The organism is Nonomuraea sp. ATR24 (assembly GCF_041950485.1).
Lineage (GTDB): Bacteria > Actinomycetota > Actinomycetes > Streptosporangiales > Streptosporangiaceae > Nonomuraea > Nonomuraea ceibae.
On sequence record NZ_JBGNUU010000024.1, the window covers coordinates 49,601 to 74,794 of the forward strand.

Consider the following 25,194-nt stretch of genomic DNA (forward strand, 5'->3'; position numbering starts at 1 on the left):
GGTGGGCGCCGTCAGGCCGACTCCGGGAGGGCGGACTCCGGAGGCGCGTTGAACGAGTCGGAAATAGCGCGGAATGTCGGGCAGGGCCAGCGCCACATGCAGCTCCGGCACCGCAGGATCGGATGCGCGGCGTCGCTGGTGATGCCCCCGGCGTCGCGCGGCTGGTGCAGGTCGAGCAGCCGGAGCCCCAGCTCCGAGAACCTCAGCAGGTCCTCCCGGGCGCCCGCCAGGAAGTCGAGGTCCACGCCCGCCAACCGGGTGCGGACCGGCACGTACCCCTCATGGTTGACCAGGCCGCGCAGGCGAGCGGCCTCGTCGTGCCACGAGGTGGCCTTCTCGGAGCGGATGAGGATGGCCTCCAGGTGTTCGCGGAGCCTCTGACGCTGCGGATCTTCGAGTCGGTCTGTGTTCATGGACGATCGGGCCCGCGGGTTCCAGCCCAGCCCCTCCTCCTGTGTGAAGTGGGGCCGTCGCCGGACCCCAAGGTTTCGCACCGTCAAGTTTCGCGTACTCTCCGTCGCCGTGGAGCCCAAACGGCGACTCTCGTACGACCTCGCGGCCGGCGGTCAAAGTCTCTCGCGAGCCTCGGCCAAGAACCCGTCGTTTCCCGGCGTCGCTCCATACCGGTCGTCGCCCTATCGGCGTGACAACGTGACCCGGGGCGCTCGCGCCGCTAGCCTGCCCATGTGGAGCTCAAGGTCTCGACTCGATCACATGCCGGCCACGCACTCGTCGTGATCGCCGGTGAAATCGACCTCTATACGGCACCCCACCTGCAGTCGGAGTTCACGCGACTGCTGCAGGAGGGGCCCAGCCGCGTGGTCATCGACATGTCCGCCGTGGATTTCTGCGACTCCACGGGGATGAACGTGCTGCTTTCGGCGCTCAAACGGATGAAGGAGCAGGGAGGCGCGCTCGACGTCGCCGCCCCGCGCCCCGCCGTGCGCAAGATCCTGCAGGTCACCGGGCTCGACTCGGTGTTCACCGTGCATGACGAGGTGCCGCAGGAGTTCCTCATCGCCGAGGGCTCATGACGGCCGACACGGCGGTGGTCGTCCCGGCCAAGAACGAGGCCGACCGCATCGGTCTCACCGTCGAGGCGGCGCTCGGCCTGCCCGGCGTCGACCTCGTCGTGGTCGTCGACGACGGCTCGACCGACCCGACGGGCCGGGTGGCGCGCGCGGCGGGGGCCAGGGTAGTCCGCCACAGCCGCAACCGCGGCAAGGCCGCCGCGATGGAGACGGGCGCCGAAGCCGTCCGGCTTCTCGACGGCGAGATCCCGCGCCACCTGCTGTTCCTCGACGCCGACCTGGCCGGCACCGCGCAGGCCGCGGCCCCGTTAATCGAGCCCGTGCGCACCGGCGAGGCCGACATGACCATCGCGGTCTTCGCCACCAGGGTCAAGCTCGCCGGCCACGGCATCGTCGTCCGCGTCTCCCGCGACGGCATCCGCCGCGCGACCGGCTTCGAGGCCACCCAGCCGCTCAACGGGCAGCGCTGCCTCACCCGCGACGCCTTCGAGGCGGCCCGGCCGCTGGCGCACGGCTTCGGCGTGGAGACCGCGCTGACCATCGACCTGCTGCGCAAGGGCTTCCGCGTCCGCGAGGTGGAGGTGGAGATGGCCCACCGGGCGACCGGTTCCGACTGGCGGGCGCAGCTCCACCGGGCCCGGCAACTGCGTGACGTGGCGCTGGCCCTGGCCAGCCGCGAGCCGGTGGTCGCCGACAACCTCGCCAAGCTGCGGCGCTGATCGTCCCCGTCACGTTTTCCACAGGCTGGAGATCGGCGTCCGGGCGGGCGTGGCGAGTGTGCTGGAATTTGCGGGTGACTTCCGAGACCCGGAGTGCCGGGGCCGCCGCCGCGCCGGCCGCCACGCCGGTGGCCGTCCTGGCCACGGCGGCGATCGTCGCGTCGATCCTGCTGACGATCACCATCGGTCTTCTCGGCCCGTCCGCTCTGGTGCCCGCGCTGACCGGCGCGGCCTGGCATCCGCCGTTCTCGCTGTCCGCCGCGCCCGATCCGCACCTGGTCGTCGCGATGGCCGCCGCCGCGCTCGTCCTGGGCGCCGCCGGGCTGCTCGCCGGGCTGAGCGTCCTGCCCTCGCGCGCGGGCGTCGCCCGTCCTCTCGTCGCCCGCCGTCTCGTGGCGCTCGGCTGCGTGGCCGCCGGGGTGCTGGCGTTCCTGCCGCCGTCCGGCTCCGGTGACCACCTCAACTACGCCGCCTACGGGCGCATGCTCACGCTCGGCCTGAGCCCCTACTCCCACGGCGCGACCGACCTGCCCGGCGACCCGATCGCCGACGCGGTCGAGGAGCCGTGGCGGGAGGAGCCCAGCGTCTACGGGCCCGTCGCCACGTTCGTGCAGGCCCTGGCGAGCTGGGTGGGCGGCGACTCCCTGCGCCTCACGATCTTCGTTCTCGCGCTGGTCAACGCCGCCGCCTTCGTCGCGACCGGGCTCCTGATCGACCGCTTCACCCGGCACGACCCGGCCAGGCGCGTGCGCGCCGCGCTGCTGTGGACGGCCAACCCGCTGCTGCTCTACCAGCTCGTCGCGGGCATGCACGTCGACACGCTGGCCATCGCCTGCGTGGTGGCCGCCCTGCTGGCGAGCGGCCTGCCGTCCAGAGGCGGCGCCCTGGCCACCGGCGCGCTGCTGGGGCTGGGGGTCGCCGCCAAGGTCAACGTCGGCCTCGTGGCGCTCGGGCCCGCGTGGGAGATGCGGCGGCGGCCCGGCCGGCTGGCCCTCGTGGCCGGGGTCGCGCTCGCGGTGGTGATCGCCGGTTACGTCCTTGTCGGGGCCGAGGCCGTCGGGCCCGTGACCCGCACCAGCAAGTCGATCTCCCACGCCTCGCCGTGGAAGCTCGTCCAGGGCTGGCTGCAGGAGATCGTCGGCACCGGCAGCGCCTACCGGGGCGAGATCCAGATCGGCTCGCTGCTGCTGCTCGCGCTCATCGCCTGGTCGCTGTTCCGGGTGACCCGGGCGGCGCGCGGGCCCGCCGGCGAGAGCGCGGCGGTGGTGGCGCTGGTGCTGGTCGTCGCCTACCTGTTCGCCTCGCCCTACGTGCTGCCCTGGTACGACGGGCTGGCGTTCGGGGTGCTGGCCCTGGTCGCCGCGTCCACGCTCGACCGGTTCCTCGTCGCCCACCTGCTCGTGCTGTCCCTGGCCTACCTGCCGGCCCGGGTCTACGTGCTGCCCGACGACCTCGAATGGCTCAGGAGCGTCGTGCGCGGCCAGGTGACGCCGTGGGCGCTGCTGGCCCTGACGGCGGCCCTGCTGTGGTGGGCGCGGCGAGCTGCAAGGCCCTTACACACGCCGCGAGCGTGAGCGGCACCGCCACGGTCAGCGCCATGGCCGGGATGGCGATGCCCGAGTCGTTCATGAGAAAACCGATGAGCGCGCACGTCAGCGCGCCGAACAGCCCGGCACGCAGCGTGGGCGCCAGCGCGTACGCCTGGCCGAGCGCCGAGGCGCCCCACCGCGACGGCCGGTTCAGCACCAGGAAGAGGAAGGCCAGTGCGACCAGCGACAGGAGGGTCAGCGACCAGTTCCCCACCGTGACGCCCACCATCGCCCCGAACTTGCGGGCCACCACGGTCAACGCCTGACCGTCGATGATCTGCTGGACGAACGTGCCCAGATGCGTCCGCTGGCTGTCCGGGCGCAGCCAGTCGAACACCGCGATCGCGCCGATCAGCACCGCCCCGGCCAGGCCCACCAGCAGCAGCTTCACGACCGACACCCGGCGTCCCGACAGGAGGATGAGAAACACCGCCAGCCCCACCACGAACGCCGGCACCCCGCCGAAGTCGGCGCCCCACGACGGCCACCCGTCAGCGAACACCGCCAGCCCGCCGTACGCCGCGCACACCGCCATCACCACGACCCGCGGCGTCCCCCGGCCGTTCAGCCACTGCGCCACCCCGGCCAGGGCCAGGATCGTGCCCGTGGCGTAGATGGCGAACGCGATGTTGCTGAAGCCGTAGAAGCGGCCGCCGGTGACGGGCTCGTAGCCGGACACCGCGTTCACCTGGAGGGTGGAGCCGGTCATCACGTCCACCAGCATCGCCACCGACGTCACGGCCGCCACCACGGTCAGCGGGCCCAGCACGTGCGCCCGCCACGGGCCCGCGAACGCCAGACCGGTGATGAGGGCGGCGGTGGCCAGGATGGTGCCGATCAGCGCCGTCATCGGCGCCCCCAGGCTCCACCACGGGACCAGCTGGGCCAGGAACGTCGACACGGCGATGGCGCCACTCACGACGGACACCACCTGCACGGCCACCAGCAACCGTGAGGCACTGGCCACATCGATCCCCCCGGCCGCCCGGAGCCCACTGCCGGTGGCGTGGGCCGACCGCCCGCCCTGGGTCGCTCCCGGAGACGCCGGGCGGCCTGCGGCCCCGGCCTCTCCGGCTTGGGTCGGGCGGCCTGCGGCCCCGGTCTCTCCGGCCTGGGCTGGGTGGCCTGCGGTCCCGACCTCTCCGGTCGGGCGGCCTGCGGCCCCGGCCTCGTCGCCCGGGGCCAGGGGGCCTGCCATCCCGGTCTCTCTGACGTGGGCTCGGTGGTCTGCGGTGCCGAGTTCTTCGGTCCGGGCCTGGTCGGTCTCGGGGGTGGGGTGTCCGGCTTGTGTGGGGTGGTCCTCGGGGGTGGGGGCTCCGGCGGTGGGGGTGCGGCGGCGGCGTAGGGCCAGGGCGGCGAAGGCGTAGAAGAGGAGCTGCACGGCGACGAAGACGGCGAAGAAGGGGCCGCGGACCTCGCGGAGGACCTGGCTGGCCAGGTCGGCGTCCGCCAGGCCGGTGACCGTTTCGGCCGGGGTGGCCGCGGCGCCGTTCGGTTGCCAGGGGCGGCCGACGACCTGGCGCGGGTGTTCGGCGCCGGTGAGCTGGATGGCCGTGGCCGTCAGGTCGGAGATGGTGACGAGGGCGTCCTGGCGGGTGGAGGTGGCGGTGAGGTGGCCGGGCCCGTACGGCCGGCCGGTGGGCGAGGGGCCGGCGGCGATGGCGACGTGCAGGTGGGCGCTGGGGGTGACGTCCGAGATGCCCGCGACGAGGGTGGTGAAGCCGGGCGGGAGGGTGGCGAGGAACGCGCCGATCCGGGCGTCGGCCTTGGCCACGGCGGCGTGGCGGGTGGCGGCGGGCATGGCGGTGGGGACGCCGTACTGGTCGAGGGGCCGGTGGGACCAGGCGTCGGCGAGTTCGGGGGCGTCGAGGACGATCAGGGTGTAGGCGGACGGGTCCGGGAGGGCCTCGGGGGTGTCGGCGTATCGGGTGATATTTCCCGCCTTGTCGGCGGCGGCGAGGGCGGCTCCCGGCCCGATCGCGGCCGTCCTGCCCCCGGCGTCGGCCACGGACTGGCCGAGGGTGCCGAGCTGGGCGGCGTACCCGGTGTCGGCCTGGTGGGCGGACAGCTCGGCCCAGCCGGGGACCGCCGCGCCGCCGTCCGCGGTGGGCCGGGGGGCGGGGGTGGGCGGGCAGCCCTTGCCGGAGGTGCCCGCGCGCTGGCCCGCAGAGACGGTGAGCCAGCCGGCGACCGGGCAGGTGATGCCGCGGTCCGGGGGCGGGACGGCGCGGGTGGACATGGAGGCGGAGGCGCCCTGGGTGACGAGTTTCCACAGGTTGGGGGTGCGGGACTCGTCGAGGTCGCTCCACTCCAGGCCGGGGACGCCGATGAGCGCCACCCGGCCGGGTGCGGTGGTGGCCGGTGCGGTGGTGGCCGAGGCGGGTGCTGCCAGGACGGTGGTGAGCATGAGGGTGAGCAGCAGGGCGGCCAGTGCGCCGAGGGCCGGTCGCCGTGCGCCTTGTGCCCCGCTTCGCCGTACCCGTTGCGCCGACCTCCGCCGTACCGCGTACTCGCCGCACCGGCGCAGGGAGAGGTCGCGCCCGTGCCCGGGGAGGTCGCTCCGGGCGTCGGGGAGACCGCGCCCGTGTCCAGGGAAGTCGCGCCCGTGCTCGCGGAGGTCGCTCCCGTGCTCGGGGAGGGCGCGCTGGCGGCCGGGGAGCCTGCGCTGGTGCTCGGGGAGACCGGGCAGGCGCCCGGGGAGGTTGTGCTGGCCTTCCGGGAGGTCGCGCCCGTGCTTGGGGAGGGGGGAGGGCGCGCGGAAGGTGGCTTGCGGCATGTGCGGAACCCCCGGTGTTGGCGCGCTCGGTGAACAACAGCCACGGTAACGTGCCACACCGTGACGAGTGTCGAGGCGCCGTGGCGGCGGCAGTGGTGGGCGTGGGCCGTGGCGGTGCTGGTCGTCGCGGCGGCTGTGACGCCGCTGGTGCAGCACTGGCTGACGAACCCGGACGACCAGCGCCTGGTGGACCTCGACGTCTACCGTACCGGCGGGCGGATGCTGCTCGACGGGCGTCCGGTGTACGACTATTTCACCCCGGCGCCGCAGTTGCTGCCGTTCACGTACCCGCCGGTGGCGGCGATGATGGCGGCGGGCCTCGCGGCGATGTCGTGGGAGACGGCGCAGTGGGCGTGGACGGCGGGGATCTTCGTCACGCTGGCCGTGGCGGTGGGGTTCGCGTTCCGGCGGGTGCTGGGCGGCAGGTATGCGCCGTGGGTGTTCGCGTTCCTGATGGTGGCGTGCACGTACCTGATGCCGATCCGCGACCAGGTGCGGTTCGGGCAGGTGGACATCCTGCTGGTGGCGCTGTGCCTGGCCGACTGCGTGGCGCGGCGGCCGTGGTGGCCGCGCGGGTTCCTGATCGGGGTGGCGACGGCGGTCAAGCTGACGCCGGGCGTCTTCCTGATCTATCTGCTGGTGACGCGGCAGTGGCGGACGCTGTTCATGGCGTCGTTCGTGACGGCGTTGCTGACGTTGCTGCCGTTCGCGGTGGTGCCGCAGGACGCGGTGGACTTCTGGTTCGGGGCGCTGCTCGACTCCGAGCGGCTGGGCGCGAACGCCGCCACGACGAACCAGTCGATGCGCGGCATGCTGATCCGCCTGTACATGCCGGACGCGCTGACGACGGTGATCTGGCTGGCGTTGGTGGCGGTGGTCGGGTGGTACGGGTTCCGCGCCGCGCGTGAGGCGTACCGGGCGGGTGACGGGGTGCGCGCGGTGGCGCTCGTGGGGCTGATGGCGGTGCTGCTGTCGCCGGTCGCCTGGATCCACCATCTGGCCTGGGTGGTCGTGGTGCTGGGGGCGATCGTGGGCGACGGGCGCGATCCGGTGCGCCTGCGGGTGGCCGCGGGGGTGTGGCTGTACTACGTGGTGCCGGTCCCGTGGTGGGGGGTGTCGCTGAAGGCGGCGGAGATACCGGTGGTCAGCCCGGTGCTCGGCAAGATCGTGCAGAACGGTTTCGGGCTGGGGGCGCTGGCCCTGGTGTGGCTGCTGGGCTGGTGGCTGCCGAAACGGCGTTCCGAAATACCCGACGCGGCTCGTCAACCTGCGGATACCCTGTGAGTATGCCCAGACTCGCGTATCTCGGACCGGAGGGGACCTTCACCGAGGAGGCCCTGCGGCTGCTGGAGCCAGGGGCCGAGCGCCTGCCGTGCGCCACCGTGCCTGCCGCGCTCAACGCGGTGCGGAGCGGCGAGGCGGACGGGGCCGTGGTGCCGCTGGAGAACTCCCTTGAGGGCGGCATCACGACGACGCTCGACGAGTTCGCCTGGGGCGAGCCGTTGCTGATCACCGCCGAGCTGCTGCTGCCGGTGCGGTTCTCGCTGCTGGCCAGGCCCGACACCGAGCTGGTGCACATCAAGCGCGTCTACACGCATCCGGCGGCGATCACGCAGTGCCGGGCGTTCGTGTCGCGCGAGCTGCCCGACGCGGTCGTGGTGTCCGCGCCGTCGACCGCCGCGGCGGCCCAGGAGGTGTCGCTGCCGGGCTCGCCGTACGACGCGGCCATCGCGGCGCGCATCGCGGGCGAGCACTACGGCCTGGTCGAGCTGGTGGGCGACATCGGCGACCGGTCCGACACCGTGACCAGGTTCGTCAGGGTGAGCCGGCCGGGCCCGCTGCCCGAGCCGACCGGCTCCGACCGCACGACGCTGGTGGCTTTCCTGGCCGACGACCATCCGGGCGCGCTGCTGGAGATGCTGACCGAGTTCTCGGTGCGCGGCGTCAACCTGAGCCGGATCGAGTCGCGGCCCACCGGCAACGGCATCGGCCGCTACTTCTTCCACTTCGACTTCGAGGGTCACGTGGCCGACGCGCGGGTGGGGGAGGCGATCTCCGGGCTGCACCGCATCTGCGGCGAGGTGCGCTTCCTGGGCAGTTATCCGCGCGCGGACGGGGTGGCGCCGCAGATCAAGCGGGGCACCGCCGACGCGGAGTTCGCCGAGGCGGCGGGCTGGCTGGCCCGCGTCCGCGCCGGCGAGGTCTAATCCGGGAGCGGGTGAGGGGCCCGCGCCGGTAGCCTTTCCTTGTGATTGACCTGCGTACCCTTCGTGAGGATCCCGACCGGCTACGGGCGTCGCAGCGTGCCCGCGGTGAGGACGACTCCGTCGTCGACACGCTGCTCGCGCTCGATGAGCGCCGCCGATCCGCGCTGACCTCGTTCGAGGCCATGCGCGCCGAGCAGAAGAGCATGGGCAAGTCGGTCTCCAAGGCGCAGGGCGAGGAGAAGGCCGCGCTGCTCCAGCGGGCCAAGGAGCTCGCCTCGCAGGTCAAGTCCGCCGAGGCCGAGGCCGAAAAGCTGGCCGGCGAGCTCGACGAGGTCCTGCAGACGGTGCCCAACATCGTCGAGGAGGCCGCCCCGCCCGGCGGCGAGGACGACTACGTCGTGCTGGAGACGCACGGCGAGCCCCGGGTGTTCGACTTCGAGCCGAAGGACCATCTGGAGCTGGGCGAGCGGCTCGACGCCATCGACATGGAGCGCGGCGCCAAGGTGTCCGGCTCGCGGTTCTTCTTCCTCAAGGGCGTGGGCGCCAGGCTGCAGCTCGGCCTGCTCAACATGGCGATGCAGCACGCGATCGAGCGCGGGTTCACGCCGATGATCACGCCGGTGCTGGTCAAGCCGGAGACGATGCAGGGCACCGGGTTCCACGTGGCCCACGACAAGGAGATCTACCGTCTGCCTGACGACGACCTCTACCTGGTCGGCACGTCGGAGGTGTCGCTGGCGGGCTACCACGCGCACGAGATCATCGGCGGTGACGAGCTGCCGCTGCGCTACGCGGGCTGGTCGTCGTGCTTCCGCCGCGAGGCGGGCTCCTACGGCAAGGACACCCGGGGCATCATCCGCGTCCACCAGTTCGACAAGGTCGAGATGTTCTCCTACGTGCGTCCCGAGGACGCCGCCGCCGAGCACCAGCGGCTGCTTGAGTACGAGAAGGAGATGCTCGCCAAGATCGAGGTCCCGTATCGGATCATCGACACGGCGGCCGGTGACCTCGGCATGTCGGCGGCGCGCAAGTTCGACTGCGAGGCGTGGATCCCCACGCAGGGCCGCTACCGCGAGCTCACCTCGACCTCCAACTGCACCGAGTTCCAGGCGCGCCGGCTCGCCGTCCGCTACCGGGACAAGGACGGCAAGCCGCAGCATCTGGCCACGCTCAACGGCACGCTGGCCACGACCCGCTGGATCGTCGCCATCCTGGAGAACCACCAGCAGGCCGACGGCTCGGTCGTGGTGCCCGCCGCGCTGCGCCCGTACGTGGGCCTGGACGTGCTGGAGCCCGCCAAGTAGCCCATCGACCGGCTGACGGCCCGTGCGGGCCGTCAGCCGCGTCCTGGGAGCGTGTACGCGTCCGGCCGCGGCTCGCGTGCCTCCAGCAGGGCGCGTCTGCGCAGCGTGACGAGCCCGGCGGCGGCGGCGCCGACGCCGAGCAGGGCGGCGGTCGCCAGGGCGAGGCCGTAGTCGTCCACCAGGCCCACGCTCCACGCCCTGAACGGCGCCGCCACGCCCAGCCCGACCGCAACGCCCACCGCGACCGCCCGCGACAGGCCGCGCCGGCCGAGGTGCGCGTCGGTGATCAGCGAGGCGGCCACGATCACGGCAGTGAGCAGCAACGCGCCGCCGAGTACCGAGGTCATCACCGGCGCCGGGTTGTTGCTGATGAGCACGTGCCGCTCCATCTCGGACCACTCGTCGTACGGCCACGGCCCCAGCAGCACCACGCCGGCGCCGCCGAGGATGACGGCGGCCAGGGGGCGGGTGCGCCGCAGCGGCCGTACCACCTGAATGGCCAGCCCGGCCAGGGCCGCCAGGACGGCGGCCAGCGCGGCGACCCGCATCTCGCCGGAGACGTCGGCGGGCCGGCTCAGCGGGATCGCCGCGGCGTCCGACAGCTCGCCCTGGGGCGTGAGGCCGAGCCGCCGCCAGGCCCTGTCGGCGTCCTTCACGGCCACGCCGTCGCGGCCGTTGGCCACGACGACCACGTGCCCGTCGCCGTGTTCCTGGACGGCCAGCGACCTGGACACGATGGGAGCGCCGTCGGAGAGGGCGCGTTCCAGCATCTTGACGCGCCCCGGCGACACCTCCCAGCCGGGGTTCCACGTCGCGCCGCCGTCGCCGGAGCGCATGACCTTCATCGCGCCCTCGACGATCTGGTAGCAGTGCTCGCGCAGGCAGGCGGCGCGCTGGCCGGGGCCGAGCTCCTGCCCGTCCCATGCGGGGCCGATCGGCGGCTCGTCGCCTTCCAGAGCGGCCGACGCCCTCTCGCTCTCCCAGTCCGTCCACGTGCGCCCGCCGTCGGAGGACGCCAGCGGGCCCATGGACTCGCCCGCGACCACGATGGAGTCGTCGCGCACCACGACGACGTGGGCGGCCGGGGGACCGGGCGCCGCCGAGGTGGCGGTGACGGCGAGCACGGCCAGCGGCATGGTGGTGATCACGAGCCAGCGCCGCGGGACGCCCGTGAGGCTGCGCCGCCGGATCCACCACGCCAGGCCGAGCGCCGGCAGGGCCAGAAGATCCGTGGGATCGGCCAGGACGCGCGACGGGCCCGCCACGGCTGTCCAGACATGGGAGGCGGCCTCAGCGCCCGTCTCCGTCGTTTTCACGAGCGTGAAGAGCACACCGGTCAGGACCGTGGCCGCCAGATCGGCGCGGCGGCACAGCAGGAGGGCCACCAGAGGCGGCGCGACCACCAGCCCGGCCACGTCGCTGAGCTTGCCCGTGACAGGGCTTGACCAGGCGTGTTTGAGCAGGTGGTCGTTGAGAAGCAGAACGAGTGCCGCGACGAGCGTCGCGGGGTGCGATAACCACGCATGCCTCATATATGGCTTGATGTCGCGAAAGGCCGCGTGGTTCGGCGGGGATGTGAATCGAGTCACATCCGTGATCAGCCCGGGATCGGCACGGGATCGGCCGGGGCTCAGTCCGGAATGCGAAAGGCCGAGGCCCGCTGGAAGCGAACCCCGGCCTGTCTCGCTGCTACAGGTCAGATGGCACGGACCTGGGAGGCCTGCGGCCCCTTCTGTCCCTGCGTGATCTCGAACTCGACCCGCTGGCCGTCTTCAAGGCTGCGGTAGCCGTTGCCGACGATCTCGGAGAAGTGCACGAACACGTCCGGCGCACCGCCGTCCGGGGCGATGAAGCCGAAGCCCTTCTCAGCGTTGAACCACTTGACGGTTCCCTGAGCCATAAAAGCTCTCCCTCAGGATGTGAATCTATGGGACCCACACCTCGTGGGTCCCGGTGTGTCGTACAGCAAGCACCCGGGGTGGCTCAGACAATGTCATGCTGGTTTTCACTACGGGATCAGCTAATACAACGCCTCCACATCTAACACCATTCTGGCGCGTTGGTGTTCCCGTCGGTAGGAAGATTTCTGGCCGGTCGCATCACCGGGCAAACTGGAACCTGTTATGTACAGCCTTCCCGCGCCGCGTCTAGTGGCCACCGACCTGGACGGCACTGCCCTGCGTACCGACGGAACCGTGTCTCCCCGCACGGCTGCCGCGTTCGCCAAGGTGGAGGATGCCGGAGCCATGCTCGTGTTCGTGACCGGGCGGCCGCCCCGCTGGATGGGCGGCGTGGCGGGCGCGTTGCGCCACCGTGGCCTGGCCATCTGCGCCAACGGCGCGCTGATCTACGATCTGCATACCGAACGGATAGTTGAATCTCACCTCATCGACGCGGAGGTGCTGGAGGAAGTCGTCGCTCAGCTTCGAGCGAACGTGCCCGAACTCGCCTTTTCGGTCGAGTATGAAGGCGGTTTTGCGCACGAGTCAGATTTCCCGCTCGGGAGCTGGGACCGCAAGGCCGTCCAGGGGCTCGACGCCGGCTGCGAGACGCTCACCGGGCGCCCCTGCGCCAAGCTGCTGGCTCTGCACCCCGAGATGGACCCCGACACCCTCCACGCGACCGTCCAGGGCCTCGTGGGCCATCTGGTGACCGCCACCCACTCCAGCGGCCGGAGCCTCATCGAGATGAGCGCCCACGGCGTCACCAAGGCCACGGCGCTGGCCACGCTCGCCGAGCGGCACGAGATCAAGGCGTCGGAGGTCGTGGCGTTCGGCGACATGCCGAACGACCTGCCCATGCTGAGCTGGGCAGGCACGTCCTACGCGGTCGCCAACGCGCACCCCGGCGTGCTGGCGGCGGTCGACCATGTGACCGAGGCCAACGACGACGACGGCGTCGCGCGGGTGCTGGAGGAGCTTTACAGGTAGGGGCCGGAGCCGTGCGGCCGCGGCTGGTCCTCACCCTGCGGCACGCCGGGCAGCGCCCTGCGCATCTGCTCCAGCTGAGCCCTGGCGGCCATCTGCTGCGCGAACAGCGTCGTCTGGATGCCGTGGAAGAGCCCTTCGAGCCACCCCACGAGCTGGGCGTGCGCGATGCGCAGCTCGGCGTCGCTGGGAACCGCGCCGTTGTCTTCGGTGAAGGGCAGCGACAGCCGCTCCAGCTCCTCGACCAGCTCCGGCGCCAGGCCGTCCTCGAGCTCCTTGATGGAGGACTCGTGGATCTCCTTCAGCCGCTTGCGGCTGGCCTCGTCGAGAGGGGCCGCGCGCACCTCCTCCAGGAGCTGCCTGATCATGCTGCCGATGCGCATCACCTTGGCGGGCTGCTCGACCAGGTTGGTGACCGACCGCTCTTCCTCGCCGTTATCGCCCTGACCTTGGAAGTCGGGGCCCACCACCACGATGTGGGGGGTGTTGTTGTCCTCAGCATTCATACGTCTCACCGTACTAGCAGGATCTTCCCGACGTGCTCCCCGGAATCGACCATTCGATGCGCCTCGGCGGCGTCGGACATCGGCAGCTCGGCGTACACGACAGGGCGCACGGCCCCGGCGCTGACCAGCGGCCATACGTTGTCGACGACGCTGCGGACGATGGCGCCCTTCTCGTCGACGGGCCGGGAACGCAGCGTGGTGCCGTGGACCGAGGCGCGCTTCGCCAGCAGCGCGCCCAGGTCGAGCTCGGCCTTGCGGCCGCCCTGGAGGCCGATGACGACGAGCCGCCCGCCCGTACGCAGTGCCCGGATATTTCCGGACAGGTACTTGGCGCCCATGATGTCGAGAATCACATCCGCCTCGACCTTGTCCGCGAAGTCCTCCTCGCGGTAGTTGACCACCTCGTCGGCGCCCAGCTCCCTGACCCGCTCGGCCTTGGCCGCCGACCCCACCGTCGCCGCCACCCGCGCGCCCAGCGCCTTGGCGAGCTGCACCGCGAACGTGCCGATCCCACTCGCCCCGCCGTGCACCAGCAGCGTCTCGCCGCGTCGCAGCCGCGCCGTCATGAACACGTTCGACCACACCGTGCACGCCACCTCCGGCAGCCCGGCGGCCTCCACCAGCCGCACGCCCTGCGGCACCGGCATGACCTGCTGCCACGGCACGCTCACGCGCTCGGCGTAGCCGCCCCCGGCCAGCAGCGCGCACACCTCGTCGCCGGCCTTGAACTGCTCCACGTCCGCGCCGACCTCGGCCACCACGCCGGACACCTCCAGCCCCGGGTAGGCCGGCGCGCCGGGCGGCGGATCGTAGCGGCCCATGCGCTGGTGCACGTCCGCCCGGTTGACCGCGGAGGCCGTCACCTCGACGAGCACGTCGCCGCGCCCCGGCCGCGGATCCGGCACCTCACGCCATTCCAGCACCTCTGGCCCGCCGCTGCGGGTGATCTCGATGGCTCGCATGCGATCCACGGTAACGGGGCAGAGAAGTTGTGGGTTGGCGGCGTTACCCTCCACTCTTGACGTTAACCTGCGAAGTATTTGCTGCCCCTTTAGACCCACAGGGGGAACACGGTGGCAAGGCACGATCGGGAAGAATCCCTCGAGGAACAGCTGGCCTGGCTCGACGCCATCAAGGAGACGGAAGACGCTCCGGTCAAGGTCAGCGCGTCGTCGGCGTCCGCCGACGACACCGCCGTCGTGTCGCCGTACCCGCAGGACCCGTGGCTCGCGGTGCCGCAGCACGACACGCCGCCCCCGCCGCTGTTCCGGGCCGCGGTCGACTCGGTGTACGGGGCCGCCGCGGCTGAGGAGCCGCCGCCCGCGCCCTCGGCCGGGAGTGAGGCGGGGGAGTGGCCGGACCAGGCCGAGCCCGCCGCCGCCCGTACGGTGTCCGCCGACGAGGCGTTCATGGCGCCGCTGCGGCCGCTGCCCCGGCCCGAGGAGCCGGCTCCGGAGCGGGCCGAGGAGCAGACGGAGGAGAACCTGCCCTGGCCGGCGCCCCCGGCCTGGCGGCCCGCGTCCCGCGAGGACACCGCGCCCCAGCCGGCCGTCGCCGACACCCCGCCGTCCGACGACGCGGGCGAGCCGGACCCCGAGACCCATGACCGCCCGGTCTGGACCCCCGACCGGACCGAACCCGACCGCCCGGATCCGGCGGACAGCCCCGGCTGGGGCTCCGGCGAGCACGACCGGCCCCAGCGGGGCGGCTGGGCGTCCGAGAAGCAGGACCAGGCCGAGAGGCTCGGTTGGGGCTCCGGCGAGCACGAGCGGCCCGAGAGGCCCGGTTGGGGCTCCGGCGAGCATCAGCAGCCCGAGGAGCCCGGGCGGGGTGGTTCGGGCGCTGGGGAGCGTGAGCTGCCTGATCGCGTCGGCTGGGGGGCCGCGGAGCAGGAGCGGGCGTCGGAGCCGATCCGGCTGCGGTGGGGCTCGGGCGAGCACGCGCGGCCCGAGTGGCCCTCCGAGGCCGCCGACCGCCCGTTCGGCGGCCAGGAGCGCCCAGAGCGTCCAGAGCGTCAGGAACGCCAGGAGCGTGCGCAGGAGGCCGTGGAGCCGCGGCACCGGCAGGCCCCCGAGTTCCAGCGCCCGGAGCCGCGCCGCCGCCCGGCCCCCGCGCCGGTCTTCAACGCGCCGCCGAAGCCGCCCGTCACCGGCAGGCCCACGGCTGACAGCCTCGACCCCGAGACCCTGCTGCGCGGCCGCCGCAACGCCCCGTCCAAGGGCTGGCGCCGCCTGATCTACAAGGCGTCAGGCGGCTGGATCAAGCCGGGCGAGCCCCCGGAGGTCAGGCGCCGCCGCGCGCTGATGGCCAGGGCCCGCACCCCCGTGGCCGCAGGTCACCACCGGGTGGCGGTGCTGAGCCTGAAGGGCGGCGTCGGCAAGACCACGACCACGGTCGGCCTGGGCGCGACGCTGGCGCAGATGCGCGGCGACCGGGTGATCGCCATCGACGCCAACCCCGACCGCGGCACCCTGTCGGACAAGCTGGAGCTGGAGACGTCCGCGACCGTGCGCGACCTGCTCAACGAGCGCGAGCAGGTCAAGCGTTACGTCGACATCAGGGCGTTCACGTCGCAGGCGCCGTCGCGGCTGGAGGTGCTGGCGTCCGACCGTGACCCGTCGGTGTCGGAGGCGTTCAGCGGCGCCGACTATCAGGCCGTCTCGCAGGTGCTGGAGAACTTCTACTCGATCTGCATCACCGACTGCGGCACCGGCCTGCTGCACTCGGCCATGGGCGGCGTGCTGGGCCTGGCCGACCAGATCGTGCTGGTCAGCTCCCCCTCGGTGGACGGCGCGCGGGCGGCCTCGGCGACGCTCGACTGGCTGGAGGCCCACCACTACGGCGGCCTGGTGCGCGAGGCGACGGTGGTGCTGTGCAGCGTGAGGCCGCGTTCGAAGTCGGCGGTCGACATCAAGAAGCTGGAGGCCCACTTCGCCGCCCGCTGCCGTGCCGTGATCCAGGTGCCCTACGACCCGCATCTGGAGGAGGGCGCCGAGATCGACCTGGACCGGCTGCAGGAGGACACGCGGGAGGCGTTTCTGCAGGTCGCGGCCAGCGTGGGCGACGGCTTCGCGGGCAGCCACGAGTAAGCGGAGGGTGTGGGATTCGAACCCACGAGGCCATCGCTGACCTGGCCGCTTTCAAGGCGGCTGCACTCGTCCACTATGCGAACCCTCCAGTGCGCACACCACGATAGCGGCTGCGGTGGCGCCGGTGTACGTTCAGGAGGTGGCGGATCTCAGCGTCGAGGTGGAGCGCGGCGAGGGCGTCATCGTCGTGCGCCTGGCCGGCGACCTCGACAAGCTGACGGCCCCCCGGTTCAAGGAGCGGCTGGCCGACCTGCCCGCCGAGGGCCGGTTCGATCTGGTGGTGGACGCGCTCGGGCTGGAGTTCTGCGATTCGAGCGGCCTGTGGGTGCTGGTGGAGCTGCAGCGGGCGGTGGGCGCGCACGGCGGCGGGCTGCGCCTGACGGGCGTGCACGGGGTGCTGCGCCGCGTGCTCGACGTGACCGGGCTCAAGGCGGTCTTCGACGGGGTCCTACCGGCCCAGCTGTGAGAGCAGCCAGCGCGGTCCGGTGGTCTCGGCGCCGAGCTCGGTGACGCGGTCCTTCAGGGCCCGGTCGGCGGTGACGACGAGCATCCGCTCCCACCGTTTGGCCCGGGCCACCACGTCCACGATGGCGTCGTCGCCGTTGCCGGTGGCGGCGACCACCTGGATGCCGGGCATGTCGGGCACGCCCCTGGCGGCGCCCTCGACGACCGCCACCATGCGCGGGAACCACTGCGCCAGCACCGGATGGTCCAGCCGCAGCCCCGCCACGTCGTGCAGCAGCCGGGTGGCGGCACCGAGCCGGTCGTTCCACCAGCCGTGCTCGTGGCGGGCGCCGACGATGTTGGCCACGTCGAGCACGACGGTCTCGGGGCTGATCGCGCCCTGGATGTCGTCCCACGTCTCGGCGAACCCGGGATGCAGCTTGCGCCCCGGCACCTCGGGCAGCGGCACCCAGCGCAGCTCGTCGCTCTCGCCGTTGGCGCACACGGCGGCCAGCCGCTCGGCCGACTCGGCGATCACGGTCTCGAACTGCCAGCCGCCGTGGTCGTCGAGGTAGACGCCCTGGACGCGCAGCCCGTCAGCGGCGAGCGCGGCTTCCTCGTGGGCCTCGCGCAGCGCGGACGCCACGGCGTCCTCGTGGCTGTCGCGGGCTCCGCCGGGCAGGCCCCAGGTGCCGCCGTGGTGGCTCCACCAGGACCGCTTCTGCATCAGCACGTGCGGGGTGCCGAGGTCGTCATGGTGCACGGCCAGGAGCCCGGAGGCGCCGTGGAGCCCCCAGTGCCGGTGGCCTCGTCCGCATTCGGTCCAGCCGTCGCCGTCCTTGTCCGCCATGTCGAAATTGTCGCAGCCTTCGCTTGAGATGACGTGGTGGTCATCATCCTACGTACCTTCTGACCTGCGGTAACCCTGGGCGCACCGTGCGTGACGGGCGCCGGGTCCGGGCTCAGCCGCCGCCCTTGCTGAAGTGCTGGTAGTCCTTGGTGCCGGACCAGTCGCCGCCCCACTCCCAGCCGACGGCCGCGAAGGCCCGTACGACCTTGTCGCCGGGGTTGATGACGCCTTTGCCCTTCATCGGGCGTTCGGTGTACTTCTCGGCGTTCGGGTGGGCGGTGTCGCCGCCGGCGGTGACGTACGGGTTCTCGCGCGGGTTGAGGTCGATGGCCTCGCCGTAGGCGTGGTTGGACCAGCTCCCGGACCCGGTGGCGCGGCGGCAGTTGAAGGCCGAGGTGTTGTCGGCGTCGATGGAGTCGTAGTCGTCGCCCCGGTAGACGTCGACGAGCTCCATCCGCCGGATCGGCCACCGCCAGTCGTACAGCTTGCGGAAGACGGTGACGACGTCGTCGGTGACGGTCTTCCTGACGACGAGCTCGCCGGTGTGCGGTTTGTCGTCGAAGCCCCAGTAGGACATCGTGATCAGCCGCAGGTCGCGGTAGTGGACCGGGCAGCCGGAGCGCCATGAGTGCCGCAGGCGGTCACGGCTGATGGTGCTGACCTCGGCCTTGAACTCGGGCGGCTCGGTGGCGGTCGGGGTCGGCGTCGGGGTGGCGGGCGTCCGCGTCGTGGGTGCGGCCGGCGGGCTGGGCGCGGAGGACGCGACCGGCGCCTGCCCGCCGCACGCGACGGACGCGAGCATCACGAACGTCATGGCGGCAGCACGCTTCATCTGGCCACCATATGCGACGTCGTGCCAGGTCAGGGTGTACGGTCGCCGGTCGGCGAGCCGACGTGCCGTCCCCGGGTGAGCTCGCGCAGGGCGTCGGCCGCGTACATGACCAGGGCGAGGAACGAGACGACGGCGAGCCCGCCGCCGATCCACAGGTCGTTGACGGTGGCGTCGGTGTAGGCGGCGCCGGCGGGCTGGTAGCCGATCGCGAACGGCGCGGCCACCAGCCAGAGGCCGGTCAGGAACAGCAGGACGAGGGCGGAGACGCCCAGTTTGGCCTTCATCGGTTCTCCTCGGCGGTGACCAGGGTGACCGAGCCGTTCTGGCGGTTCGGGCGGGCGGTGTGGTTCAGGTCCTCGCGCAGCGCCTCGACGAGCGGCGCGAGCAGGGCGGCGAGCTCCGCGGATGAGGTCTGCGGCGCCGCCGGGGCGGGCTCGGGCTCCGGCTCGGCCTTGCGCTCGCGTACGGTCACGAGGCCGCGTGCGACGAGGTCCTCGTGGATGGCGGCGGCGAAGGCGGCGGCGCCGGCGAGCCCGATGACGGCCACGCCGAGGCCGGTGAAGAACTCGGCGGTGGTCGGATCGGTCCAGTCGGCGTTCGCCGGCTGGGTGCCCAGGGCGAACGGGGCGAGCATCAGCCACAGGCCGGCCAGGGCCGCCAGGACGGCCGTGACGGCGCCGATGAACTTGCGAATCATTGCGGGATCCCTCCAGTGACGAGGTCTTTGCGCGGCGGCGCGGCCTGCGCGATCAGCGCGCGCGAGGTGGGGCGCAGCACGTTCTGCGCCACCGACCTGGCGCGTTCCGGCTCGGACCGGTCGTCGGGCGGGGCCATCCGGGCGACCGCGGTGAGCAGGGCGGACGGCCGCCCGTTGGTACGCTCCACCCGCTGGGCGACGAGCTCCAGCAGCAGCCCGGCCAGGACCAGGTCGTCCTTGCCGAGCGGCGGGGCGGCGGGCTCGGGCGGGGCCGCGGAGCCGCGCAGCGGCAGCTCCTTGAGCAGGAGCGTGGCGACGAAGCCGAGCAGCGCGATGGGCACGCCGACGATGAACACGGTCTCCAGGCCGCGCGTGAACGCCTCCAGGATGATGTTCTTGATCGGCTCGGGCAGGTGCTGGATCTGGTCGGGGCTGCCGAGCGAGGCGGTGTCGGCGCTGGGCTTCATGCCCGCGGCGCGCAGCATGTCGGCCATCTCGCTGTTGAGGCGGTTGGTGAGGATGGCGCCGAACGCGGCCACGCCGACGGCGCCGCCGAGCGATCGGAAGAACGACACGCCGGACGTGGTCGCGGCCATGTCGCGCAGCTCGGAGCCGTTCTGCGCGGCCAGGATCAGCATCTGCATGGACAGCCCGAGCCCGAGGCCCAGCACGGCCACGTCGAAGCCGATGAGCCATTCGCCGGAGTCGACGTGCAGCCGCGACAGCAGGAACAGCCCGACGGCCACGATGAGCAGGCCGGCGACGGGGAAGAGCTTCCACCTGCCGGTCCGGGTGACGATCTTGCCGGAGACCACGCCGGACACGAACAGCGCGAACACCATCGGCAGCGTCATGAGCCCGGACGCGGTCGGCGACATGCCCTTGACGATCTGCAGGTACTGCGGCAGGTAGATCATCGCGCCGAACATCGCCATGCCGACGAACAGCGAGGCGAGGCTGGTCAGCACGAACGTGCGGTTGCGGAAGAGGCGGGGCGGCAGGATCGGGTTGCCGTGGGTGCGCTCGGCGACCACGGCCAGGGCCAGCATGAGCAGGCTGAGCGCGCCGAGGAAGTAGGTCCAGGGCGAGTTCCACGCGAACTGGTTGCCGCCGAAGGTCAACAGCAGCATCAGCGCGCTCGCGCTGGCCGTGATGGTGGTGGCGCCCCAGATGTCGATCGTGGTGTCACGCTTGACCGACGGCAGCTTGAGCACCTTCTGGATCACGAAGAAGGACACCAGAGCGAACGGCACGACCACGTAGAAGCACCAGCGCCAGCCGAGCCAGTCGGCGTCGACGATGAACCCGCCGAGCAGCGGCCCGGCGACGGTGGAGATGCCGAAGACGGCGCCCATGTAGCCGGAGTAGCGGCCGCGCTCGCGCGGCGAGACGATGTCGCCCAGGATGACCTGCGACAGGGCGGACAGGCCGCCGACGCCCAGTCCCTGCACGGCGCGGGCGGCGATGAGCTGGCCCATGTCCTGTGACAGGCCGGCGACGAGCGACGCCGCGACGAACAGCCCGAGGGCGGTCTGGAAGAGCAGCTTGCGGCCGAACAGGTCCGACAGCTTGCCCCACAACGGCGTCGACACCGTCATCGTCAGCATGGTCGCCGACGCCACCCACGAGTACTGGTCCTGTCCGCCGAGTTCCCCCACGATCGTCGGCAGCGCGGTGCCCACCACGGAGGTCGAGATCATCGAGGTGAGCATGGCGAGCATGAGCCCCGACATGACCTCGAGAATCTCGCGGTGGGTGTAGTGCCGTCCCGCGGGGGTCGCGGTCTGTGTCCGGGCTACCAAGACACCACTTCCCCTCTTAAGTCCGCATTGGAGTATACGCCCGTTTACTAGCCGCTCGGCAAGTGGATATATTCCCGAGCATGGAAGATTCCGGTCTGGGACCGCAAGGGGCCCCATAACTCCGTAATACGGGTCGTTTGGTACGTGGCGGCCGACATACGCAGCGGTAACTTGACAGCACCCCCATCAAGGAGTGCACATGTTCGGTAAACGCTGTGCGCTGGCAGGAACCGCCCTCCTGGCCGCCTGCCTGGCCACTCCATTCACCCCCGCGCTGGCCGCCGAACCGGTCCCCCAAGCGGCACCAGCGGACACCCCGCCGGCCGTCATCGACGCACTCGAGCGTGACCTCGGCCTCACCGAGCAGCAGGTCGTCACCCGTCTCGCCAACGAACAGCGAGCCGCCGCGGTCGAAGCCACGCTGACCGCCTCGTTAGGCGACTCGTACGGCGGCGCCTGGCTGAACGCCGACGCCTCCAAGCTCATGGTCGCCACCACCGACGCGGCCGAGAAGCCGGCCATCGAGGCCAAGGGCGCCGAACCCGTCGTGGTGACCCGCACGCTGGCCCAGCTCGACGGCGTCAAGGCGAAGATCGACCAGGCCCCCCGCAAGGCCCGCTCCGGCGCCTCCCTCTGGTACGTCGACGTGACGACCAACAGCGTCGTCATCGTCGCCGGGCAGCAGCAGGCCGCCGAGGCCCTGGCCGCCGCCGCGGGCGTCGACCGCAGCGCGGTCCAGCTCACCGTCAGCACCGAGAGCCCGCAGCTCTACCAGGACATCGTCGGCGGCGACCCCTACTACATCGGCTCCAGCCGGTGCAGCATCGGCTTCTCCGTCACCCGCGGCTCCACCCCGGGCTTCGTCACCGCGGGCCACTGCGGTCGCACCGGCGCCCGGACCAGCAGCCCGTCGGGCACCTTCCAGGGCTCCTCCTTCCCCGGCAACGACTACGCCTGGGTCGCCACGCCCGGCCACAACGCCACCCCGTACGTCCGCGGCGCCGGCGGCTCGCTCATCGCCGTCCGCGGCTCCACGCAGGCGCCCGTGGGCTCGTCCATCTGCCGCTCCGGCTCCACCACCGGCTGGCGCTGCGGCACCATCCAGCAGCACAACGCCAGCGTCACCTACCCGCAGGGCACGGTCAGCGGCCTGACCCGCACCAGCGCGTGCGCCCAGCCGGGTGACTCCGGCGGTCCGTTCATCTCGAACGGCCAGGCCCAGGGCGTCACCTCGGGCGGCTCCGGCAACTGCAGCACCGGCGGGACCACGTACCACCAGCCGGTCAACGAGATCCTCAGCACGTACGGGCTGACGCTCAGGACGATCTGACCCGGTCGGAGCCCGGCGGCGCGCCGCCGGGCTCCGATGAGTTTCGGCGGGCAGCCTGGTCTTCATGGGTGACAGCGACATCGACCCGCAAGGAGAGAGACCATGAAGCGGCCCGCACTTGACGGCATGCTCCTGGCCAGCGCCGATCCGCGCAGGCTCGCCACCTGGTACGAGACGGTCCTCGACGCCACCGAGACCGCCGACGTCGACGGCTACCGGGTGCTCACGTACGGGAGTTTCCACCTGCTCATCGACCACCGGACGGACATCTCGGACAAGAACCCCGAGCCCGGCAGGATGATCCTCAACTTCGACGTCGACGACGCCCGCGCCGTGGCGAAGCGAATGGAGAGCACCGGCGCCGCCTGGCTGGCCGAGCTGGAGGACCGCGACGGCAGCCTGTTCGCCACGGCCATCGACCCGGACGGCAACTATGTCCAGATCATCCAGCTCAGCGACGAGCACAGGGCGGCGATGTGATGTTCGGCACGACCAAGGCATTCAGCGGCTTCTCCGTCGACGACATCGCCACGGCCAAGGAGTTCTACGGCCGGACGCTCGGCATCAGGGTGTCGGAGGAGCACGGCATGCTCACCCTGCACATCGCGGGCGACCGCGACATCCTGGTCTACCCGAAGGAGGATCACGTGCCGGCCACGTACACGATCCTCAACTTCCCGGTCGACGACATCGAGCAGGCGGTGGACGAGCTGGTCCGCCGAGGGGTGCGCTTCGAGCGCTACCCGCACATGAAGACCGACGAGCGCGGGATCTTCCGGGGCGGCGGCCCGCTCATCGCCTGGTTCACCGACCCGGCGGGCAACGTGCTGTCCGTGCTGCAGGAGTAGTTCTGTCGGTGCCGGGCGGCACACTCGGGCGCATGGACGTGCGTTTGCGAGATGTCACCGAGGCCGACCTCGGCACCTTCCACGAGCAGGAGTGCGACCCGGAGGCGGCCTCCCGGGCCCGCTGGCGGCCCCGGGAGCGCGAGGCCTTCATGGCCCACTGGAAGGCCAACGTCCTCGGCGACCCCGGCTGCCTCGTCCAGGCGGTGACCGTCGACGGCGCGCTCGCGGGCAACGTGGTGGCCTGGTGGCACGGCGAGCGGCGGTTCCTCGGCTACTGGCTCGGCCGCGAGTTCTGGGGCAGGGGCGTCGGCACGCTGGCCCTGACCCGCTTCCTGGAGCTGGAGCGGGAGCGGCCGCTGCACGCCGACCCGCACGAGGGCAACGCCGGGTCCGTCCGGCTGCTGGAGCGGTGCGGCTTCCGGCGGACCGGCACCGACCCCGACGGCCACGTCATGCTGGTGCTGAGCTGACCCGCCTATAGTCGGGCCACATGGGCATCGAGGGGTCGTTCTGGCGGGCCATCGCGGTCTATCGCTTCGCCTCCCTGGGCTACGCCGCGCTGCTGCTGGCCAGTGCCGGCGGCTATGCGCGGCCCGTCGCCGGGTGGCTCGTCCTCGGCGTGATGGCCGGGTGGACCGTGGCCACCACCATCGCCTACACGACCTCGCGCAGCCGTGCCCTCCTGGTGATCGACGTCCTCGTCACGCTCGGCTGCATGGCCGCCTCGCCGTACGTCCAGGGGGCCGACGCCGGGCCGGGGGTGATGCCCGTCACGGCGACCTGGGTCGGCGGCCCGGTGCTCGCCTGGGCGGTCCACGGCGGGCGGCGCGCCGGCGCCGTGGCGGCGATCGTGCTGTCGCTCGCCGACCTGTGGCTGCGCGGACCGCACGGCTTCGACCTCTCCGTCCCGGTCAACGGCGCGGTGCTGCTCATCCTGGCCGGCACCGTCGTCGGCCACGTGGCCAGGCTCACCAAGCAGGCGGAGGAGCGGCTGCAACGGGCCGTCGAGCGGGAGGCCGCCGTGCGCGAGCGCGAGCGGATCGCGCGCGGCATCCACGACTCGGTGCTGCAGGTGCTGGCGCTGGTGCAGCGGCGCGGCCTGGAGATCGGCGGAGAGGCCGCCGAGCTCGGCCGGCTCGCCGGTGAGCAGGAGGCGGCCGTGCGCGAGCTGATCCGCAGCGGTCCTGCCACCGCCGAGGACGACGCCGGCCTGGTCGACGTGGGCGCCCGGTTACGCCGCTTCACCACGCCCACCGTGACCGTCTCCGCCCCGGCCACCCCGCTGCCACTGCCCGCCGCCCGCGCCCGCGAGGTCGAGGCGGCCGTCGGCGCGGCGCTCGACAACGTGCGCCGGCACTGCGGAGAGGACGCCCGCGCCTGGGTCTTCGCCGAGGACGACGCCGGATCGATCACCATCACCGTGCGCGACGAGGGCCCCGGCATCCCCGCAGGCCGCCTCGCCGAAGCCGAGGCCGAAGGCAGGCTCGGCATCGCGCAGTCGATCCGCGGCCGGATCGCCGACCTCGGCGGCACCGTCACGATCGCCTCCGTGCCCGGCCAGGGCACCGAGGTCGAGATTACAGTGACCAGATGACCAGTGCCCTGCGCGTGATGGTGGTGGACGACCACCCGATGTGGCGCGACGCCGTCGCCCGCGACCTGGAGAACGCCGCCTACGAGGTCGTGGCGACCGTCGGCGAGGGCCGTCAGGCGCTGCGCGTCGCCGGCGCCATCCGGCCCGACGTGGTCATCCTCGACCTGCAACTGCCCGACCTGCCCGGCGTCGAGGTCGCCCGTGGCCTGGCCGCCACCGAACAGCCGCCCCGCGTCCTGGTCCTGTCGGCCAGCGGCGAGCACGAGGACGTGCTGGAGGCGGTCAAGGCCGGAGCCTCCGGCTACCTGGTCAAGTCGGCGAGCCGGGAGGAGTTCCTCGACGCCGTCCGCCGCACCGCCGAAGGCGAACCCGTCTTCACCCCCGGCCTGGCCGGGCTCGTGCTCGGCGAATACCGCCGCCTCGCCACCCAGCGCCCCGCCGCCGACGGGCCCAGCCTCACCGACCGCGAGACCGAGGTGCTGCGCCTGGTCGCCAAGGGCCTGTCCTACAAGCAGATCGCCGAACGCCTCGTGCTCAGCCACCGCACCGTGCAGAACCACGTACAGAACACCCTGAACAAGCTGCAACTCCACAACCGCGTCGAGCTCGTCCGCTACGCCATCGAACGCGGGCTCGACCAGGCCTGACG

The 25,194-nt window shown here is 72.3% G+C and carries 26 protein-coding genes and 1 tRNA gene; 15 read left to right on the forward strand and 12 right to left on the reverse strand.

Annotation, left to right across the window (positions count from 1 at the left end; genetic code table 11):
• Nucleotides 1–11 precede the first annotated feature (11 nt).
• On the reverse strand, nucleotides 12–413 hold the full coding sequence (locus tag ACBI99_RS38460) for a hypothetical protein (protein ID WP_219498620.1): 402 nt from the start codon (nucleotides 411–413) through the stop codon (nucleotides 12–14).
• A 273-nt stretch (nucleotides 414–686) separates the two neighbouring features.
• On the opposite strand from ACBI99_RS38460, the gene ACBI99_RS38465 reads away from it, so the two are divergent.
• The 3 genes from ACBI99_RS38465 to mptB all read left to right on the forward strand — a co-directional run bounded on the left by ACBI99_RS38465 (nucleotide 687) and on the right by mptB (nucleotide 3,324).
• Nucleotides 687–1,034, forward strand: coding sequence for an STAS domain-containing protein (locus tag ACBI99_RS38465; RefSeq protein ID WP_082309855.1), 348 nt, complete (start codon nucleotides 687–689; stop codon nucleotides 1,032–1,034).
• Nucleotides 1,031–1,750, forward strand: a complete 720-nt coding sequence (locus tag ACBI99_RS38470; protein WP_219498622.1) for a glycosyltransferase family 2 protein — start codon at nucleotides 1,031–1,033, stop codon at nucleotides 1,748–1,750. Before ACBI99_RS38465 ends, ACBI99_RS38470 begins: the two co-directional genes overlap by 4 nt.
• A gap of 74 nt (nucleotides 1,751–1,824) precedes the next feature.
• Nucleotides 1,825–3,324: a polyprenol phosphomannose-dependent alpha 1,6 mannosyltransferase MptB gene (mptB, locus tag ACBI99_RS38475; RefSeq protein ID WP_375074723.1), complete on the forward strand. Its 1,500-nt coding sequence runs from the start codon at nucleotides 1,825–1,827 to the stop codon at nucleotides 3,322–3,324.
• On the opposite strand, the gene ACBI99_RS38480 is transcribed toward mptB, so the two are convergent.
• Nucleotides 3,212–6,115: a hypothetical protein gene (locus ACBI99_RS38480; protein ID WP_375074724.1), complete on the reverse strand. Its 2,904-nt coding sequence runs from the start codon at nucleotides 6,113–6,115 to the stop codon at nucleotides 3,212–3,214. The two genes, mptB and ACBI99_RS38480, sit on opposite strands and share 113 nt — an antisense overlap.
• 60 nt (nucleotides 6,116–6,175) lie before the next feature.
• On the opposite strand from ACBI99_RS38480, the gene ACBI99_RS38485 reads away from it, so the two are divergent.
• From ACBI99_RS38485 to serS, 3 genes are read left to right on the forward strand one after another with little or no spacing between them, the layout of a single operon-like run.
• Nucleotides 6,176–7,399 carry a glycosyltransferase 87 family protein gene (locus tag ACBI99_RS38485; RefSeq protein WP_219498641.1) on the forward strand — a complete coding sequence of 408 codons (1,224 nt, stop codon included), beginning with the start codon at nucleotides 6,176–6,178 and terminating at the stop codon, nucleotides 7,397–7,399.
• 2 nt (nucleotides 7,400–7,401) lie between these two features.
• Entirely contained in the window at nucleotides 7,402–8,322 is a 921-nt protein-coding gene (gene pheA, locus ACBI99_RS38490; protein ID WP_219498644.1) for a prephenate dehydratase, read from the forward strand.
• A 41-nt stretch (nucleotides 8,323–8,363) separates the two neighbouring features.
• Nucleotides 8,364–9,626, forward strand: a complete 1,263-nt coding sequence (gene serS, locus ACBI99_RS38495; RefSeq protein ID WP_219498646.1) for a serine--tRNA ligase — start codon at nucleotides 8,364–8,366, stop codon at nucleotides 9,624–9,626.
• A 32-nt stretch (nucleotides 9,627–9,658) separates the two neighbouring features.
• Here serS and ACBI99_RS38500 read toward each other — a convergent pair whose 3' ends face one another.
• Entirely contained in the window at nucleotides 9,659–11,158 is a 1,500-nt protein-coding gene (locus tag ACBI99_RS38500; RefSeq protein WP_375074725.1) for a hypothetical protein, read from the reverse strand.
• A gap of 164 nt (nucleotides 11,159–11,322) precedes the next feature.
• A complete protein-coding gene (locus ACBI99_RS38505) occupies nucleotides 11,323–11,526 on the reverse strand; it encodes a cold-shock protein (protein WP_043619750.1) in 204 nt (67 codons plus the stop codon).
• Nucleotides 11,527–11,749: 223 nt separating this feature from the next.
• On the opposite strand from ACBI99_RS38505, the gene ACBI99_RS38510 reads away from it, so the two are divergent.
• Nucleotides 11,750–12,556, forward strand: coding sequence for an HAD family hydrolase (locus tag ACBI99_RS38510; protein ID WP_219498652.1), 807 nt, complete (start codon nucleotides 11,750–11,752; stop codon nucleotides 12,554–12,556).
• On the opposite strand, the gene ACBI99_RS38515 is transcribed toward ACBI99_RS38510, so the two are convergent.
• Nucleotides 12,547–13,059, reverse strand: a complete 513-nt coding sequence (locus ACBI99_RS38515; RefSeq protein ID WP_219498654.1) for a bacterial proteasome activator family protein — start codon at nucleotides 13,057–13,059, stop codon at nucleotides 12,547–12,549. The genes ACBI99_RS38510 and ACBI99_RS38515 overlap by 10 nt on opposite strands.
• 5 nt (nucleotides 13,060–13,064) lie before the next feature.
• Nucleotides 13,065–14,021 carry an NAD(P)H-quinone oxidoreductase gene (locus ACBI99_RS38520; RefSeq protein WP_219498657.1) on the reverse strand — a complete coding sequence of 319 codons (957 nt, stop codon included), beginning with the start codon at nucleotides 14,019–14,021 and terminating at the stop codon, nucleotides 13,065–13,067.
• 111 nt (nucleotides 14,022–14,132) lie between these two features.
• On the opposite strand from ACBI99_RS38520, the gene ACBI99_RS38525 reads away from it, so the two are divergent.
• A complete protein-coding gene (locus tag ACBI99_RS38525; RefSeq protein WP_375074726.1) occupies nucleotides 14,133–16,148 on the forward strand; it encodes an AAA family ATPase in 2,016 nt (671 codons plus the stop codon).
• A 1-nt stretch (nucleotide 16,149) separates the two neighbouring features.
• Here the strand turns inward: ACBI99_RS38525 and ACBI99_RS38530 are convergent.
• Nucleotides 16,150–16,236: transfer RNA gene (locus ACBI99_RS38530), tRNA-Ser, on the reverse strand.
• A 51-nt stretch (nucleotides 16,237–16,287) separates the two neighbouring features.
• On the opposite strand from ACBI99_RS38530, the gene ACBI99_RS38535 reads away from it, so the two are divergent.
• The gene (locus ACBI99_RS38535; RefSeq protein WP_219498660.1) at nucleotides 16,288–16,614 is read left to right on the forward strand and encodes an STAS domain-containing protein; all 327 of its coding nucleotides are present in this window, start codon (nucleotides 16,288–16,290) and stop codon (nucleotides 16,612–16,614) included.
• Here ACBI99_RS38535 and ACBI99_RS38540 read toward each other — a convergent pair.
• The 5 genes from ACBI99_RS38540 to ACBI99_RS38560 form a co-directional block, all read right to left on the reverse strand.
• Complete coding sequence (locus tag ACBI99_RS38540) at nucleotides 16,597–17,442, reverse strand: NUDIX domain-containing protein (protein ID WP_357591219.1); 846 nt, start codon at nucleotides 17,440–17,442, stop codon at nucleotides 16,597–16,599. The genes ACBI99_RS38535 and ACBI99_RS38540 overlap by 18 nt on opposite strands.
• 112 nt (nucleotides 17,443–17,554) lie before the next feature.
• A complete protein-coding gene (locus tag ACBI99_RS38545) occupies nucleotides 17,555–18,274 on the reverse strand; it encodes a M15 family metallopeptidase (protein ID WP_375074727.1) in 720 nt (239 codons plus the stop codon).
• Between the two features lie 29 nt (nucleotides 18,275–18,303).
• Nucleotides 18,304–18,558 (reverse strand): hypothetical protein, encoded by a 255-nt coding sequence (locus tag ACBI99_RS38550; RefSeq protein WP_375074728.1) that lies wholly within the window; start codon nucleotides 18,556–18,558, stop codon nucleotides 18,304–18,306.
• Nucleotides 18,555–18,971, reverse strand: a complete 417-nt coding sequence (locus ACBI99_RS38555; RefSeq protein ID WP_357591224.1) for a hypothetical protein — start codon at nucleotides 18,969–18,971, stop codon at nucleotides 18,555–18,557. The genes ACBI99_RS38550 and ACBI99_RS38555 overlap by 4 nt, the downstream gene beginning before the upstream one ends.
• A complete protein-coding gene (locus ACBI99_RS38560) occupies nucleotides 18,968–20,704 on the reverse strand; it encodes an MDR family MFS transporter (protein ID WP_375074729.1) in 1,737 nt (578 codons plus the stop codon). Before ACBI99_RS38560 ends, ACBI99_RS38555 begins: the two co-directional genes overlap by 4 nt.
• A gap of 268 nt (nucleotides 20,705–20,972) precedes the next feature.
• Between ACBI99_RS38560 and ACBI99_RS38565 the strand changes: the two genes are divergently transcribed.
• From ACBI99_RS38565 to ACBI99_RS38590, 6 genes are all read left to right on the forward strand, one after another.
• Nucleotides 20,973–22,103 carry a S1 family peptidase gene (locus ACBI99_RS38565; protein ID WP_375074730.1) on the forward strand — a complete coding sequence of 377 codons (1,131 nt, stop codon included), beginning with the start codon at nucleotides 20,973–20,975 and terminating at the stop codon, nucleotides 22,101–22,103.
• A gap of 102 nt (nucleotides 22,104–22,205) precedes the next feature.
• A complete protein-coding gene (locus tag ACBI99_RS38570; RefSeq protein ID WP_375074731.1) occupies nucleotides 22,206–22,583 on the forward strand; it encodes a VOC family protein in 378 nt (125 codons plus the stop codon).
• Nucleotides 22,583–22,951 carry a VOC family protein gene (locus tag ACBI99_RS38575; RefSeq protein ID WP_364168302.1) on the forward strand — a complete coding sequence of 123 codons (369 nt, stop codon included), beginning with the start codon at nucleotides 22,583–22,585 and terminating at the stop codon, nucleotides 22,949–22,951. The genes ACBI99_RS38570 and ACBI99_RS38575 overlap by 1 nt, the downstream gene beginning before the upstream one ends.
• A gap of 32 nt (nucleotides 22,952–22,983) precedes the next feature.
• Entirely contained in the window at nucleotides 22,984–23,421 is a 438-nt protein-coding gene (locus ACBI99_RS38580) for a GNAT family N-acetyltransferase (RefSeq protein WP_375074732.1), read from the forward strand.
• A 20-nt stretch (nucleotides 23,422–23,441) separates the two neighbouring features.
• Nucleotides 23,442–24,545, forward strand: coding sequence for a MacS family sensor histidine kinase (macS, locus tag ACBI99_RS38585; RefSeq protein WP_375074733.1), 1,104 nt, complete (start codon nucleotides 23,442–23,444; stop codon nucleotides 24,543–24,545).
• On the forward strand, nucleotides 24,542–25,192 hold the full coding sequence (locus ACBI99_RS38590; protein ID WP_219498686.1) for a response regulator transcription factor: 651 nt from the start codon (nucleotides 24,542–24,544) through the stop codon (nucleotides 25,190–25,192). Before macS ends, ACBI99_RS38590 begins: the two co-directional genes overlap by 4 nt.
• Nucleotides 25,193–25,194: the final 2 nt, after the last annotated feature.

Bases quoted from the DNA above. Each gene is read 5' to 3' on its own strand.
- ACBI99_RS38460 (WP_219498620.1), bottom strand. From the start codon at position 413: ATGAACACAGACCGACTCGAAGATCCGCAGCGTCAGAGGCTCCGCGAA.
- ACBI99_RS38470 (WP_219498622.1), top strand. From the start codon at position 1,031: ATGACGGCCGACACGGCGGTGGTCGTCCCGGCCAAGAACGAGGCCGAC.
- ACBI99_RS38480 (WP_375074724.1), bottom strand. From the start codon at position 6,115: ATGCCGCAAGCCACCTTCCGCGCGCCCTCCCCCCTCCCCAAGCACGGG.
- pheA (WP_219498644.1), top strand. From the start codon at position 7,402: ATGCCCAGACTCGCGTATCTCGGACCGGAGGGGACCTTCACCGAGGAG.
- ACBI99_RS38500 (WP_375074725.1), bottom strand. From the start codon at position 11,158: ATGAGGCATGCGTGGTTATCGCACCCCGCGACGCTCGTCGCGGCACTC.
- ACBI99_RS38505 (WP_043619750.1), bottom strand. From the start codon at position 11,526: ATGGCTCAGGGAACCGTCAAGTGGTTCAACGCTGAGAAGGGCTTCGGC.
- ACBI99_RS38510 (WP_219498652.1), top strand. From the start codon at position 11,750: ATGTACAGCCTTCCCGCGCCGCGTCTAGTGGCCACCGACCTGGACGGC.
- ACBI99_RS38515 (WP_219498654.1), bottom strand. From the start codon at position 13,059: ATGAATGCTGAGGACAACAACACCCCCCACATCGTGGTGGTGGGCCCC.
- ACBI99_RS38520 (WP_219498657.1), bottom strand. From the start codon at position 14,021: ATGCGAGCCATCGAGATCACCCGCAGCGGCGGGCCAGAGGTGCTGGAA.
- ACBI99_RS38540 (WP_357591219.1), bottom strand. From the start codon at position 17,442: ATGGCGGACAAGGACGGCGACGGCTGGACCGAATGCGGACGAGGCCAC.
- ACBI99_RS38545 (WP_375074727.1), bottom strand. From the start codon at position 18,274: ATGAAGCGTGCTGCCGCCATGACGTTCGTGATGCTCGCGTCCGTCGCG.
- ACBI99_RS38550 (WP_375074728.1), bottom strand. From the start codon at position 18,558: ATGAAGGCCAAACTGGGCGTCTCCGCCCTCGTCCTGCTGTTCCTGACC.
- ACBI99_RS38555 (WP_357591224.1), bottom strand. From the start codon at position 18,971: ATGATTCGCAAGTTCATCGGCGCCGTCACGGCCGTCCTGGCGGCCCTG.
- ACBI99_RS38560 (WP_375074729.1), bottom strand. From the start codon at position 20,704: ATGTCGGGGCTCATGCTCGCCATGCTCACCTCGATGATCTCGACCTCC.
- ACBI99_RS38565 (WP_375074730.1), top strand. From the start codon at position 20,973: ATGTTCGGTAAACGCTGTGCGCTGGCAGGAACCGCCCTCCTGGCCGCC.
- ACBI99_RS38570 (WP_375074731.1), top strand. From the start codon at position 22,206: ATGAAGCGGCCCGCACTTGACGGCATGCTCCTGGCCAGCGCCGATCCG.
- ACBI99_RS38575 (WP_364168302.1), top strand. From the start codon at position 22,583: ATGTTCGGCACGACCAAGGCATTCAGCGGCTTCTCCGTCGACGACATC.
- ACBI99_RS38580 (WP_375074732.1), top strand. From the start codon at position 22,984: ATGGACGTGCGTTTGCGAGATGTCACCGAGGCCGACCTCGGCACCTTC.
- macS (WP_375074733.1), top strand. From the start codon at position 23,442: ATGGGCATCGAGGGGTCGTTCTGGCGGGCCATCGCGGTCTATCGCTTC.
- ACBI99_RS38590 (WP_219498686.1), top strand. From the start codon at position 24,542: ATGACCAGTGCCCTGCGCGTGATGGTGGTGGACGACCACCCGATGTGG.